This window comes from Paractinoplanes abujensis, assembly GCF_014204895.1.
In the GTDB taxonomy this organism is placed as follows: Bacteria; Actinomycetota; Actinomycetes; order Mycobacteriales; family Micromonosporaceae; genus Actinoplanes; species Actinoplanes abujensis.
Genome location: NZ_JACHMF010000001.1, coordinates 1,833,501 through 1,847,554 on the forward strand (window position 1 = coordinate 1,833,501; position 14,054 = coordinate 1,847,554).

General features: G+C 72.4%; 8 protein-coding genes. 5 read left to right on the forward strand and 3 right to left on the reverse strand.

What is annotated here, in order from left to right; all coding sequences use genetic code 11:
* Nucleotides 1-55: 55 nt before the first annotated feature.
* Nucleotides 56-1,519, forward strand: a complete 1,464-nt coding sequence (locus BKA14_RS07870; protein ID WP_184950246.1) for an ATP-binding protein — start codon at nt 56-58, stop codon at nt 1,517-1,519.
* 19 nt (nt 1,520-1,538) lie between these two features.
* Here BKA14_RS07870 and BKA14_RS07875 read toward each other — a convergent pair whose 3' ends face one another.
* Together BKA14_RS07875 and BKA14_RS07880 are read right to left on the reverse strand one after the other, a co-directional pair.
* Nucleotides 1,539-2,741 carry an MFS transporter gene (locus BKA14_RS07875; protein ID WP_184950247.1) on the reverse strand — a complete coding sequence of 401 codons (1,203 nt, stop codon included), beginning with the start codon at nt 2,739-2,741 and terminating at the stop codon, nt 1,539-1,541.
* A gap of 29 nt (nt 2,742-2,770) precedes the next feature.
* A complete protein-coding gene (locus BKA14_RS07880) occupies nt 2,771-4,363 on the reverse strand; it encodes an acyl-CoA dehydrogenase family protein (RefSeq protein ID WP_239092401.1) in 1,593 nt (530 codons plus the stop codon).
* A 235-nt stretch (nt 4,364-4,598) separates the two neighbouring features.
* On the opposite strand from BKA14_RS07880, the gene BKA14_RS07885 reads away from it, so the two are divergent.
* Nucleotides 4,599-6,329 (forward strand): dynamin family protein, encoded by a 1,731-nt coding sequence (locus tag BKA14_RS07885; RefSeq protein WP_184950249.1) that lies wholly within the window; start codon nt 4,599-4,601, stop codon nt 6,327-6,329.
* Nucleotides 6,326-7,723 (forward strand): dynamin family protein, encoded by a 1,398-nt coding sequence (locus tag BKA14_RS07890; protein ID WP_184950250.1) that lies wholly within the window; start codon nt 6,326-6,328, stop codon nt 7,721-7,723. Before BKA14_RS07885 ends, BKA14_RS07890 begins: the two co-directional genes overlap by 4 nt.
* Here BKA14_RS07890 and BKA14_RS07895 read toward each other — a convergent pair.
* The gene (locus tag BKA14_RS07895) at nt 7,705-10,296 is read right to left on the reverse strand and encodes an Hsp70 family protein (protein WP_184950251.1); all 2,592 of its coding nucleotides are present in this window, start codon (nt 10,294-10,296) and stop codon (nt 7,705-7,707) included. The two genes, BKA14_RS07890 and BKA14_RS07895, sit on opposite strands and share 19 nt — an antisense overlap.
* A gap of 201 nt (nt 10,297-10,497) precedes the next feature.
* On the opposite strand from BKA14_RS07895, the gene BKA14_RS07900 reads away from it, so the two are divergent.
* Complete coding sequence (locus BKA14_RS07900; RefSeq protein WP_275412369.1) at nt 10,498-12,711, forward strand: GH92 family glycosyl hydrolase; 2,214 nt, start codon at nt 10,498-10,500, stop codon at nt 12,709-12,711.
* Nucleotides 12,708-13,964, forward strand: coding sequence for a glycosyltransferase (locus BKA14_RS07905; RefSeq protein WP_184950252.1), 1,257 nt, complete (start codon nt 12,708-12,710; stop codon nt 13,962-13,964). The genes BKA14_RS07900 and BKA14_RS07905 overlap by 4 nt, the downstream gene beginning before the upstream one ends.
* Nucleotides 13,965-14,054: the final 90 nt, after the last annotated feature.

Consider the following 14,054-nt stretch of genomic DNA (forward strand, 5'->3'; position numbering starts at 1 on the left):
AACTGGTGTGGACCCGTGTCACTCTTGGTAGGCCGACACCCTCCGGGAGGTAGCAATGTCCGACACGCGGCCACGCGGTGAGTCCTTCGATTACGCGGGCGCCACCGTCGAGCTCGTCGACGCGGCCACCGTGCTCGCCGCGGCCCGGGTCAACCCGGTCGAGCTGCTGCGCCGGGCCGGCTGGCCCGCGCCTGTGCAGCGGGTCGACCTGACCGTGGCCAGTGCCGACCGCCCGGCCGGGCCGGTGCACACGTTCGCGGCCGCGATCAGCACCGCCGAGGAGCCGCTGTCCAAGGAGCGCATCCGCAAGCTGGTGCTCGGCAACGACCCCGTCGGCCTGCTGCTGGCCAAGCGCATCGAGGCGGGCGACCCGATCGCCACCCGGATCGTCGACGGCGTGGGTGCCGCGGCCGCCGCGGCGTACAAGAAACTCGGTCTTGACCGTCAGGCGCAGCCGGTGGCCGGCAAGGAGCCGGGCACGCTGGCCGACGCCGTGGTGGGGCTGCAGGCCCAGATCTCCTACGACGAGACGGGCACGGTGGTGCGGCTGCACGCCGAGGTGCCGCGCGACGACGTCACCCCGGCCCACCTGCAGGCTTTCGTGGGGCTCACGCTGCAGGCGGTGCTCGAGCTGACCGGTCCGGACGCGCTGACCGGCCGGCGGTTCGTGGTGAGCCGCGAGACGCTGGCCACGGCGCCGGTCACGACGCAGGAGGTCACGCTCGACATGGTCGGCGGGCTCGTCGAGGTGGTGTCCGAGCTGCGCCAGATCGCCGTGTCGTTCCGCCACCCGGAGGCGATGGCCCGCTGGGGTGCGCGGCGGCCGCAGGGCCTGCTCATGTACGGGCCGCCCGGCACCGGCAAGACGATGTTGTCGCGGGCGCTGGCCAACGAGATCGGCGCCGACTTCCGCGAGATCCGCACGCCGGAGATCCTCGACAAGTGGCTCGGCGGCTCCGAGCGCAACATCAAGCAGATCTTCCGCGACGCCCGCCGCTATCGTGTGCCGACCCTGATGCTGTTCGACGAGTTCGACTCGATCATCAGCTACGCCGGGGCCGGCGGTGACGCGGCCAGCCAGGCCATCAACGCCGTGGCGGGCATCTTCAAGCAGGAGATGAACGACCTGATCGAGGCCAACCCGAACGTGATCGTGGTGGCCACGACCAACTTCCCGCACCGCGTGGACGACTCACTGATCCGCTCCGGCCGCTTCGACGTCAAGATCAGCGTGCCCAAGCCGGACGACGCGTCGCGGGCCGAGATCTTCCGCAAGATGATCCGTGGCCTGATCGCGGCGCACGAGGCGCCCGGTTTCCAGATGTTCGCCGACGACCTCGACGTGATGACCCTGGCCACGGCCAGCCACGGCATGACCGGCGCCGACATCAAGGAGGTGCTGCGGCGCGTGCAGTTGTCCAAGGCCATGCAGGACGCCCGTACGGGGGGACATGCCGCCCCGATCACCACTGACGAGTTGCTGGCCAGCATCCGCGACCTGCTCGGCCCGGCCAAGTAGGCGCGCCCGCCCGAAGCCGCTACCGGGCCGGCACCTCGGCACTGGTGCGCCAGGGCAGCAGCACCGAACTGGGCGCCACGCCGAGGCCGCACACCAGCAGAGCGGTCCGCAGGCTGGTCACCGCGGCCAGCAGGCCGCCGAGCGCGATGCAGACCGGCTGGACCGTCCGGGAAGTGATCTGCCAGCACGCGATCACCCGGGACAGGAAACCGTCGGCCGTCTCGGTCATCCGGTACGTGGCGAACGCCGGGTTGAACACGCCCGAGCCGAACAGGGCCAGGAACTCGACCGTGGTGATCAGGACCAGCCCCGCCACCCCCGCCGGCATGAACGCGAGCGCCCACAGCCACACCGCGCGCCCCACCCCCGAGACCAGCAGCACGCTGCGTTGCCCGTACCGGGACGTCAACCGGCCGGCCAGCAGCGCACCCAGGACGCCCCCGAGGCAGGGGACGCCCCACGCGATGCCGTACTGCCACGGGGCGAAACCCAGGTCGCGCAGCATCAGCACGGTCAGCAGGGGAGAGGCGGCCATCATCGAGCCCCCGAACACCTGCGAATTCACGAACAACGCCCGCAGCCCGCGATGCCCGGCGATGTGCCGCCACCCAGCCGTGATGTCGGGACGAGCCGTTTCCCGTACGGGTGGGGAAGGCTCAGGAGTCCGCAAGCTACGGACGCCCACAGCGGAGAGCAGGAAGCTCACGGCATCGGCGGTGATCGTCCACGCGACACCGAACCACGAGGTCAGCGCACCCCCGACGGCCGGCCCGGCGCTGTACGCCGTCCAGAACGTCGCCTCGAACCGCCCGTTCGCGGTGGCCCGATCCGCCACGCCGACCAGCGCTTTCAGATGCGCCCCACTGGCCGCCGAGAACGCGATCGTCCCGGCCGACTGCACCACCGCCACGACACAGAGCTGCCCGTACGACACCACGCCGGCCAGCATGGCCACCGGCACACTGACCACGACCACGAACCGCACCAGGTCAGCCCCGATCATCACCGGCCGTTTCCGCCGATGCTCGATCCACGGCCCCAACGGCAACGCCAGCACGGCCGCCGCCACCCCGCTCAGCGCCGCCAGCAACGAGACCTGAAACTCCGGCACGTCCAGCACGAGCACCGCGACCAGCGGCAAGGCCCCGAACCCGATCCCCGTACCGATCTCACTGACCCCGTACGCCACCCACAACCGGCGAAAATCCGAACCCAGCGCCACCCGGGCACAGTACCGGCGTACAGCCGTTGCTACGCGGGCGCGGCCCTTTCCACGATCGCCGCGGTGTCCGCCCCGCGGCCCAGCGTGCCGAACGTGTGTCCCCAGTCGCCGCCCAGCCGGCTCGCGCAGAAGGCGTCGGCCACGGCGGGCGGGGCGAACCGGACGAGCAGGGACGCTTGGAGCAGCAACGCCATGGCTTCCACCGTCCGGCGCGCATCCGATTCGTCGGATACAGCGGCGGAGAAGCGGGCCACCGCGGCGTCGAAGTGCCGATCGGCACCCGTCGACTCCGACAATTCGCTCATGAAGGCGGCGAGGCTGGAGGGGGAGCGCTGCATCGTCCGGAGCACGTCAAGCGCCTGGACGTTCCCCGACCCTTCCCAGATCGAGTTGAGCGGGGCGTCCCGATAGAGCCGCGGCAACCCGGACTCCTCCACGTACCCGTTGCCGCCCAGGCACTCCAGGGCCTCGCCGACCACTGCCGGCTGCCGCTTGCAGACCCAGAACTTGCCCACGGCGATGGCCAGCCGCTTGAACGCCTGCTCGTCCCGGTCGACCGCCCCGGCCAGCCGCATCGCCAGCGCGGTGGCCGCCTCGGACTCCAGCGCCAGGTCGGCCAGCACGTTGCGCATGGCCGGCTTGCCGATCAGCGGCCCGCCGAAGGCCCGCCGGTGCCGGGTGTGGTGAACGGCCTGGGTCAGCGCGGCCCGCATGCCCGAGGCCGAACCGATCACGCAGTCGAGCCGGGTCATCGCGACCATCTCGATAATCGTGCGCACGCCGTGGCCCTCGCCGCCCACGAGCCAGGCCACCGTGTCGTCGAATTCGGGTTCGCTGCTGGCGTTGCTGCGGTTGCCCAGCTTGTCCTTGAGGCGCTGGATGCGGAACGGGTTGCGGGTGCCGTCGGGCAGCACGCGGGGCACCAGGAAACAGGTGAGGCCGCCAGGGGCCTGCGCCAGCACCAGGAACAGGTCGCACATGGGCGCGCTGGTGAACCATTTGTGCCCGCGCAGCCGATAGGTGCCGTCGGCGGCCGGGGTGGCCACGGTCGTGTTGGCCCGTACGTCCGAGCCGCCCTGTTTCTCGGTCATGCCCATGCCGGCCAGCAGCCCGGACTTGGCCGACGGCGTGCGCAGGCCCGGATCGTACGAGCGGGACGCCAGCAACGGCTCGTAGAGCGCGGACAGGCCGGGCGCGTGACGCAGGGCCGGGATCACGGCGTAGGTCATCGAGACCGGGCACGCGTGGCCCGCCTCCACCTGCGACCACACGTAGAAGCCGGCGGCCCGGGCCACGTGCGCGCCGGGCCGGGTGCCGGCCCACGCCGCTCCGGCCAGGCCCTCGCTGACGGCGACCTCCATCAGCCGGTGCCACGAGGGGTGGAAGTCGACCTCGTCGACGCGATGCCCGTAGCGGTCGTGGGTGAGCAGCCGGGGCTCGTGCCGGTTGGCCTCGTCGGCCCAGCGCTGCGGCTCGGCCGTGCCCGCCAGCTTGCCCAGCCGGTGCAGGTCGCCGGCCGCCCACGGTGCACCTTCGCGTTCCACGGCCGCCAGCAGGGCCGGATCGGCCGCGACGTCGTGGTCGACCAGCGGCGGCGCCTGGTTGAACACCTCGTGCGTCACCCTGCGAAGCCTACCGCCGAGTAACTTGCCGGGGAAGACTCGGGCGGGGCGCGAGGACGTACGGGGGAAGGCTTCGCACGCGCCGGAGAGGGAGGTGCCGTCCCGGGGCGACGCGTGCGAAGCGCGCACAACATCGCACATGAAAGGCGCCATGGGGAGTGTCGGAAATCCGTCCGCAGCCGGCAGGGTGTGGGGCGCTATGGTCGGGCGTTGCGCGCGCGGAGGAGGAACACGGTTGACCACGACGGCCGCCGACGTGCTGGCCCGGCTGTCCGAGGCCGGCCGGATCGCCGCCGGCGCGGGCCGGGCCGATCTCGCGGAGCGGCTCGAGCGCGCGGCCGCACGGCTCATTTCCACCGAGGCCGTCGCCGTGGCCGTGGTCGGCGAGTTCAAGCAGGGCAAGAGCACCCTGGTCAACGCGCTGCTGCGCACCGACCTGTGCCCGGTCGACGCCGACGTCGTGACCGCGCTGCCGACGATCCTGCGCTTCGGCCGCCCGCCGAGCGCGGCCCTGATCGCCGAGAACGAGACGCCGATCGAGTTCGGTGAGGTCGCCCAGCACATCACCGGTGACAGCGGCCAGGAGGCCCGGGCCGTCGAGATCAGGATCGACCGCCGCCTGCTCGGGGCCGGGCTGGCCGTGGTCGACACCCCCGGCGTCGGCGGTCTCGACTCCGCGCAGGGCAACCTCACCCTGGCCACCCTGACCATGGCCGGCGCCGCCCTGTTCGTCACCGACGCGGCCCAGGAGCTCACCGCGCCCGAGGTGGAGTTCCTGCGCCGTACGGTCGAGCGCTGCCCGCGGACGTTCCTCGTGCTGACCAAGACCGACCTGCACGTCGAGTGGCGGCGCATCGCCGAGCTCGACCAGGCCCACCTGCGGCGCTTCGGCCTCGACCTGCCCGTCGTGCCGGTGTCGTCGTTCCTGCGGATGCGCGCCCAGGCCCGCGACGACACCGCGCTCAACGCCGAGTCGGGTTTCCCGCGGCTGGTCGACCTGTTACGTACGCAAGTCATCGACAAGGCCGCCGCCGACCGGCTGGCCGCCGCCCGCGACGAACTCGCCTTCGTGACCGCCCAGCTGCGCGAACGCCTCGACGCGGAGGCCGCCGCGGCCCTCGACCCGCAGGTCACCGCGGGCTACGCCGAACGCTCGCGGCGCAGCGCGGCCCTGCAGCACGGCACGTGGCAGGTCGTGCTGCAGGACGGCATCCAGGACCTGGCGGCCGACGTCGACCACGACCTGCGCGAGCGGATGCGCCTGCTGATCCGCAACGGCGAGGAGCTGCTGGCCGCGTCCGACCCGCGCGAGACGTGGCAGGACCTGCAGGCCTGGGCCGCCCGCGAGGCCGCCCGGGCCGCCGCCGACAACCTGATGCTGCTGGTCACCCGGGCCGAGCAGGTCGCGGGCGAGGTGGCCGAGCGGTTCGGGATGGAGGCGCACGACCTCAGCGCCACCCTGCCCGCGCTGCCGATGGGCGCCGGCAAGGCCCGGCCGATCGAGCTGAGCTTCGGCAAGTCGGGCATGGCGCAGTTCCTGGGGGCGTTCACCGCGGCCCGGGTCGCGTACGGCGGGTTCTATCTGCTCGGTGCGGTGGGCGCGCTGTTCAGCGTGGCCTGGGCCGCCCCGCTGGGCCTGCTGGCCGGGGTCACGCTGGGGCGCCGCCTGGTCAAGGCCGAGAAGGAGCGTCAGGTGCAGCAGCGGCGGTTGCAGGCCGGGCAGGAGCTGCGGCGCTACGTCGACGAGGTCGGCTTCCACGTGGGCCGGGACAGCCGCGAGTCCGTACGCCGCACCCAGCGCCTGCTGCGCGACGAGTTCGCCGCCCGCGCTCGCGAGCTGGCCCGCTCGGCCCAGGCCGCCGAGGCCGCCGTCCGCCAGGTCGCCGCCCTCGGCGAGCAGCAGCGCCGCAGCCACGCGGCCGCCCTGGCCGAGCAGCGCCGCCGCCTCGACCGGCTGGCGTCGTGAACCTGCTCGCGCGCACCCGCGCGCTGCTCGACCGGGCCGTCGCGGCCACCGCCGACCAGCGGCTCATCCAGGCCCGGCGGCGGCTCGACGAACCCCTGCGGGTGGCCATCGCGGGCAAGCTCAAGGCGGGCAAGTCCACACTGCTCAACGCGCTGATCGGCGAGGAACTGGCGCCGACCGACGCGGGCGAGTGCACGCGGATCGTCACCTGGTACGCCGACGGCCCGGCGTACGCGGTCACGTCGTACCTGCGCGACGGCACGGCCGAGACCCGGCCGTTCACCCGGCGCGACGGCGCGGTCCGCATCGACCTGGGCCGCCCCGCCGACCAGGTCGAACGCCTCGAGGTGCGGGTGCCCAGCACCCGCCTGCGCCGCCACACACTGATCGACACGCCCGGCATCGAATCCCTCTCGGCTGACGTGTCGGCCCGCACGCACACGTTCGTCAACGACGACGGCCAAGCCGATGCGGTGATCTATCTGCTGCGCCACCTGCACGGCGGCGACGTGCGCTTCCTGGAGGCCTTCCACGGCGGCGGCGAGGGTGGCACCTCGGTCAACGCGGTCGGCGTGCTGAGCCGGGCCGACGAGATCGGCGGCTGCCGCCTCGACGCGATGACCGCCGCCGCACGCGTGGCCGACCGGTACACGACCGACGAGCGGCTGCGGCGGCTGTGCCCGGTCGTCGTGCCGGTGGCGGGCCTGCTGGGAGCGGCCGGGGCCACCCTGCGCGAAGGCGAGTTCCGGCTGCTGGCCCAGGTCGCGGCGATGCCCATGGACGACATCGTGGAGCTGCTGCTGACCGCCGACCGGTTCGCGGCCGCGGGCGAACAACGGCGGCGGCTGCTCACCCGGGTCGGCCTGTTCGGGGTGCGGCTGAGCACCCGGCTGATCCGCGAGGGCGTGGTCACCGACGCCGCCGGACTGGCCGCGGCCCTGACCGAGCACAGCGGCATCACCCGGCTCCGCGAGGTGCTCAGCGCCCACCTGGAGGGCCGGGCCGAGGTGCTCAAGGCCCGCAGCGCCCTGGCCACCCTCGACGAGCGGCTGCCACCCGGCTCACCCCTGGCCGCCGGGGCCGAGGAGATCCGGGCCGGCGCCCACGAGTTCGTCGAGCTGCGCCTTCTCCACCAGCTGCGTTCGGGCCGCCTCGCGCTGGCCGACGACCGCCGGGCCGAGATGGACCGGCTGCTCGGCGGCTCCGGCGGTGGTGCCCGCGAGCGACTCGGCCTGCCCCCGGACGGCGATGTGGGCGCGGCCGCCCGGGCCGCTCAGGCCACGTGGCAGCGCCTGGCCGAGCACCCGCTCTCCAACCGCGACCTGCGCACGGCGGCGCGCGCCGTGACCCGTACGGCCGAAGGCATCCTGGCGGCTCAGAACCAGCAGGGGTGACCCTCGCGCCGGCCGGGCGCGGTCAGCACGGTCTCGCCGGTCCCGTCCGGCTTCATGATCACGATCTGCGGCTTGTCGTAGTCGCCCCGGGTGAAGGCGAACCACTTGCCGTCGGGTGACCACGTCGGGTCCATCTCGCGCTCAGGGCTGGTGGTCAGGCGGCGCGGCGGCTTCTTCGTCAGCTTGTCGACGATCCAGATGTCCGAGTCGCCGTCCGCACCCTCCAGCGTGAACAGGATGTAGCTGTCGTCGGGGGCGAGCGCCGGGTCGACGGCCGGGCCCAGCGCGGGCTGCGTGATGCGGCGACCCGGCTCCTCGAGCTTCTTCGCGTTGAGCACGTAGATCAGCTTCTGACCGGCCCGGAACACCCAGTAGACGATCGCCTCGCTGTCGACCGTGTAGAACGGGTCGTCCTTGGCCTCCTTGGAGAACGTCAGCTGCTCGGGCTCGCCGCCGTCGATCGAGATCCGGAAGATCTGGTTGAAGCCGTCGACCTTCTTCATGTACGCGACCAGCTTGTCGTCACCCGACCACGTGGCCCGGCTGTTCGCCACGTCCTCGACCAGCGTGTGCCGGCTGGTGCCCTCCTTGTTCATGATCACGATGTCGTTGGTGTTGTCGGCGTTGGTGTGCGTCATCGCGATCAGTTCCCGGTTGTGCGACCAGCGCGGCAGCACATCACCCGGCAGCGTGTTCGGGAACTCGGTGCGCTCGGTGCCGATCCCCGGCTTGAACGACACGACCTTCGACACCCGGTTCGCGCTGTCGCCGGCGCCGGTGTCTGCCCGTACGAGAATCGACGCGTCGGTCGGGTAGGGCGGCTTCGGCGTCGTCGAGGTCACCGGCGTGCTCGGCGGCGGGGCGGCCGTCTCACCGTCCGTCTTGTCGCGCTTGTTCCACGCCACGGCACCCGCCACGCCACCCACGATCAGCACCACGGCCAGCCCGGCCGCGAGCGCGAGGCGGCGGGTGGCCGGCCTTCCCTTCCCGTACGATTCGGGGCCGCCCCGCACAGGCGGAACACCCCGCTCCGCCGGCCCGCCCGCCGGGGCCGGGACGGGGGTGGACGGCGGCGGCACGGGCGCGGCCGCGACGGCCGGCGTGGGCTGCCCCGGGGTCGCTGGGAACGGCGTCGTGCGCGTGAGCGGCTGGTGACCTGCGGCGGGGTCGGGCGTGTACCTCGGAGGCGGCTGGCCGGCGGGAGATGCGGGCCCGGCGGCGCCGGGACTCGCCGCGAAGGCCGCCGTGGGCGCGAGCGGCTCCTGACTCGCCGGGAACGGCGTCGTCGCCGGCAACGGCTCCGGATCCCCGCTCGGCACCGCGGCCGCGCCCCGCTGGAACACCGGAACACCGTCACCCGATCGCTGGGGTGGCGGAGAGAACGGCTGTGCCGGCATCACCCGCGTGGGGTGGGGCGTGAGCGGCGTGGTCGCGGGCTCGGCGCCGACCTCCGCCGGTGGTTGCCCGTACGGGGAAGGGGGTTGCCCGATGGCCGGCGGGAACGACACGGGGCCGGTCGCGACCGCGGCGCCCAGGGCGATGCTGTGCTCGGGGTGCGGGTCGGCGATCACCGGACGCCCGAACTCCTCGCCCAGCAGCTGGGCCACAACCGGGATCCGGGACGACCCGCCGGCCAGCAGGATGGCGCTGACCTGGGTGGCGTCGAGCCCGGCCGAGCGCATCGCCCGGCGCGTGGCCGACAGCGTGTCCTCGAGCGCGGGCGAGATCATCGACTCCAGTTCGGACCGGTTGAGCCGCACCCGGGTGTGCAGCCCCGGCAGCGCCACCCCGATCTCGGTCTCGGTGTCGAAGGACAACGCCTCCTTGGCCTCGACGCAGTCGCGCCGCAGCCGGGACAGCGCGGCCACCACCTCCGGATCGTCCGCGTCGAGGTCGAGCGCGGCATCGCCCAGCGCCCCCACGACGTGCGCGAACACGGCCTCGTCGAAGTCGGCCCCGCCCAGCTGCTCGATGCCCTCGGGCTCGCCGACCAGCGTGAACCCGTCGCCGTCACGGCGCAGCAACGCCACGTCGAAGGTGCCGCCGCCCAGGTCGTACACCATCACGGTTTCGCCGGACGCGATGCGCCGGGCGGTCGCGTGCTGCAGGGCGGCCGCCTCCGGTTCCGTCCGGAACGTCACATGCTCGGCGTCGGCCAGCCGCACGGCCTGCGCGAACTGCTCCCGCTTGTACGGCCCCCAGTTCGCCGGGTGGGTCAGCGTGATCGCGGACGGGGCGGCCCCGCGCAGCCGGGTGACCTCGTCGAGCACGTGCCGCAGCAGCTTGCCGGTCAGCGCGTGGGCCGAGAACGGGGTGCCCCCGGCCAGGATCGGCACCGGGTCGCCCATCCGCCGCTTGAACTCGCGGGCCAGGCGGGACGGCTCGGTCAGCCCGCGCCGCTCGGCTGCCTCGCCGATCAGCAGCGCGCCGTCCTGTCTGACGAAGACCAGCGACGGGATCTCGGCCCGGCGCCCGCCGAGGCGCACGATCCCGGTCGCGCCGGCGTCGTCGTGCACCGCCGCCGCGGTCTGGGTCGTGCCGAGGTCGATGCCGAGGCCGTAGGTCCACTCCACGCCGTGGATTTTCGCATCCCGGTGCGACATCCCGACGCTGCCCGAACGGGTACCAGCGCCGCAGATGTACGACAGACTCGATCTAGAGGCAGCCCCTGTTGCGCAAGATCCACTTCTGACTTAGGGAGTTCACCTTGACGAAACCTCAGGCCGCTCGCGGCTGGATAGAGTCCCGCCATTCTCGACAACGTTGACCCCTTCATCGGCACCGCGGCCACGGACCTGCCTCCCGCCCGCGGACTCGCCGCCACGTGGTGGTTCCCGAAACCACAGGTGGGCAACACCCACCCCGGAGCCACGGCGCCCTTCGGCATGGTCTCGGCCTGCGCCTACTCGGGGGCCTACCCGACCGGCTACGGGCTCTACACCAAGAACACCGAGGGTGTGCCCGAAGCGATGTTCGACCGGATCCAGGCGTCCGGGTTCACCCACTTCCAGCAGTCCGGCACCGGCGCGATCCGCAAGTACTACAACTACGTCCGCGTGACGCCGATGGTGCAGCCGCTCGACGACCTCGGGCAGTCGTGGGCCCTGCACGACGAGACCGCCGAGGCCGGCTACTACGCGGCCACGCTCGACACCGGCATCCGCAGCGAGATCACGGTGGGCGACAAGGTGGCCGTGCACCGCTACACGTTCCCCGCGTCGAGCAGCGCCCGCGTGGTGCTCGACCTGTCCTGCGGCGGCCTGGCCACCGAACTCGGCCGCACGGTGCCGCTGCGCGCGCAGATCGAAAGCATGGGCCACGGCCGGGCCCAGGGCACGATCGTCATGGAGGGCGTGCCGCTCTCGGTCTACGTCGAGGTCGACAGTCCCGGCTGGCGGCAGATGCTGTGGTACGACCGGCGGCTGATCGACGGCGGCACCCGGCTCGACTTCGACAGCATCCGGCACACCAACCTGCGCCCGTTCGGCATGCTGTTCCGCGGTTCGGCCCGCGCGGGCCAGACGATCGAGGTCCGGATGGGCTTCTCGCTGCGCGGGACCGAGCAGGCCGGGGAGAACCTGCGGCGTGAATGTGGCGGGGAAAGTTCCGCCTTCACGACCGTACGGGCGAAAACCCGGGCCAAATGGCGCGAGCACTTCGACAAGGTGCGAGTCGAGGGAGGCACCACGGCCCGGCGCACGGTGCTCGGCACCTCGCTGTACCACGCGCTGATCAAGCCGTGTTTCGCCGACGACGAAAGCCCGTTCTGGCCCAACTCCGGCCCGTACGCCTTCGACGTCTGCACCATGTGGGACATCTACAAGACGCAGGTCCCGCTGCTGGCCGCGATCGCCCCCGACCGCGCCGCCGACCTGCTCGAATCGCTGATCCGGGTGTGCGAGGAGGAGGGCAACTTCCCGATCGGCTACCGGATGGCCCGCGGCGCCGACCGGTTCTTCCGGCAGGCGAGCGCACTGGCCCACACCGCCCTGGCCGACGCGCACGCGCTCGGGCGAGCCCCCATCGACTGGGCCTGGGCGCTGGTCCACATGGTCGACGACCTGCGCCGCATGTACGGCGAGGACTTCTACGAGCACGGCGTCGTGCATCCGATCACCCACACGCTCGACCTCGCGTACGGGTATCACTGCACGGCCCGGGTCGCCCGCGCCCTGGGCGACCGCCGGCTCGCCGCCGACCTGGAGGAACGCAGCCGCGGCTGGATCAACGCGTTCGACCCGGTCACGGGGCTGCTGCGCGACTCCGAGTACTACGAGGGCGGCAAGTGGAACTACTCGTTCCGGCTGCTGCACGACATGCGCGGCCGGATCGACCTGGCCGGCGGCGACACCGCGTTCATCGGCAAACTCGACCGGTTCTTCGGCTACGGCGCCGAGCCCGTCAAACAGCCCGGCCGGCGCCCGCCCACGGCCGAGATGCAGGCCGGGTACGCGCTCAAACGGTTCGAGGGCCTGAACAACGAACCCGACATGGAAGCGCCCTGGGCCTACCACTACGCGGGCCGCCCCGACCGTACGGCGCAAGTGGTGCACTCGGCGCTGACCTGGCAGTTCGGCACCGGCCCGGGCGGGCTGCCCGGCAACGACGACTCGGGCGGGTTGTCCTCCTGGTACGTCTGGGCCTCACTCGGCCTGTTCCCGGTGGCCGGGCAGCACCTGTTCCTGGTCAACACGCCCGCCTTCGAGCGCGCCACCCTGGAGATGCCCGACGGCGAGTTCGTCATCGAGACCAGCGGCCACCGCGAAACCCCGATCGGCGTCGACGGCATCGACCGCGAACCGCCGCCCCTGTTCGTCCAGAGCGCCACCCTGAACGGCAAGCCCCTGCACGCCACGCACCTGAGTGCCGCCGACGTGCACCGCGGTGGCCGGTTGCATCTGCGGCTGGGGCCCGAGCCGTCGAGCTGGGGGAGCGGGAACCGCCCGCCATCCCTGTCCGACCCGCCCCCTCAGGAGGCCGAGCGTTGAACAAGCCCGACCGTCGTCTCGTCATCGTGGTCCGCGCGGACCCGGTGATCTGCGGCCACTCCGGCGAGGCCCGCAACCTCGCCGAGGTCGCGCTCACCCGGGGCTTCACGGACGTCCGCCTGCTCACCTGGCCCATCCCGGTGCTGCAGGCCGCCGGTCTGCCGCTCAAACCACTGGACCGGCTGCTGCCGTACAGCGAAGGAATCACCGTCGAACGCCCCGAGGCCGTCGGCGACTACCGCGTGCCCGACGGACGGCACCTGGCCGGCCTCACCGGGCGCCTGGTCGAACTGCTGGCCGAGCCGATCCCCACCGTCTGCCTGTCGATGTACCTGGTGCCGCACCAGACGGTCGTCATCGACGCCGTGCAGGCGGCCCGCGCGGCCGGCCTCAGCCCCGACGTGCACACCATCGCCAAAGCGGTCGGCTCCGACGTCACCAACGTCATCCGCCAGTGCCTCCGCGAAGGCCGCTTCGGCGCGGCGACCGTCCTGTTCACGACGTTCCTGGCCAACGACGAGGTCGTGGCGGTCTCCGAATACACGAAGGACGAGATCATCGCCTCGGCCCTGGAGGTGGACGCCGCCTGCGGCACAACGTTCGCCGCCCAGTGCCGCTCACGCGTGACGGTCAGCTACCCACCCATCGACTCCTCGGCCTACCTGGACCTGGACCCGGCCGCCGTCGACGCCGCCCTGGCCCGCCGCGGCCTGGAACGCGACGGCTACATCCTGTTCCTGTCCCGGGTGGCCCGGGCCAAAGGCATCTACGACCTGATCATCGCGTACGGCCAGATGCGCAGCCGCGACAAGGTGAAGCTGGTGGTCGCCGGCACCGGCCCCGCCCTGGAACACGTGCAGGCCATGGCCAAAGAAGACGACCGGATCATCTTCCTGACCGACGTGGACGACGAGGAGAAGCCCCTCCTGATGCGCGGGTGCGCCGCCTACGCCCTGCCGACGAAACCCGAGCCCGACTTCGTGGAAACCTTCGGCATCGCCCTGGCCGAGAAAATGCTGGCCGGCGGCGGCCCGGTCATCACCACCCTGACGGGCGGCACGGGCGAGGCCGTGGGCGACACAGCGGTCATCGTCGAGCCGGGGGACATCAACGCCCTGGCCGACGCCCTGGACCACGCCGTCCTCGACATGACGGAGACCGAACGGCAGGAGATGGCCGCGCGGGCCCTGAAAAAGGCCCTGACCTTCGACCGCGGCGCCGTCTTCGACTCGCTGCTGGCCGCCAAGGGCTGACCGTCCTGCGGGCCGGGCCGGTTTGCGGGGCCCGGCCCACGGGCCACACCGCCGGCATGACAGTGAGGTGCTTCCGACCGCTAGTGTCGT

What these genes read in the sequence shown, in the direction of transcription:
- BKA14_RS07870 (WP_184950246.1), top strand. Translation starts at nt 56, where the DNA reads ATGTCCGACACGCGGCCACGCGGTGAGTCCTTCGATTACGCGGGCGCC.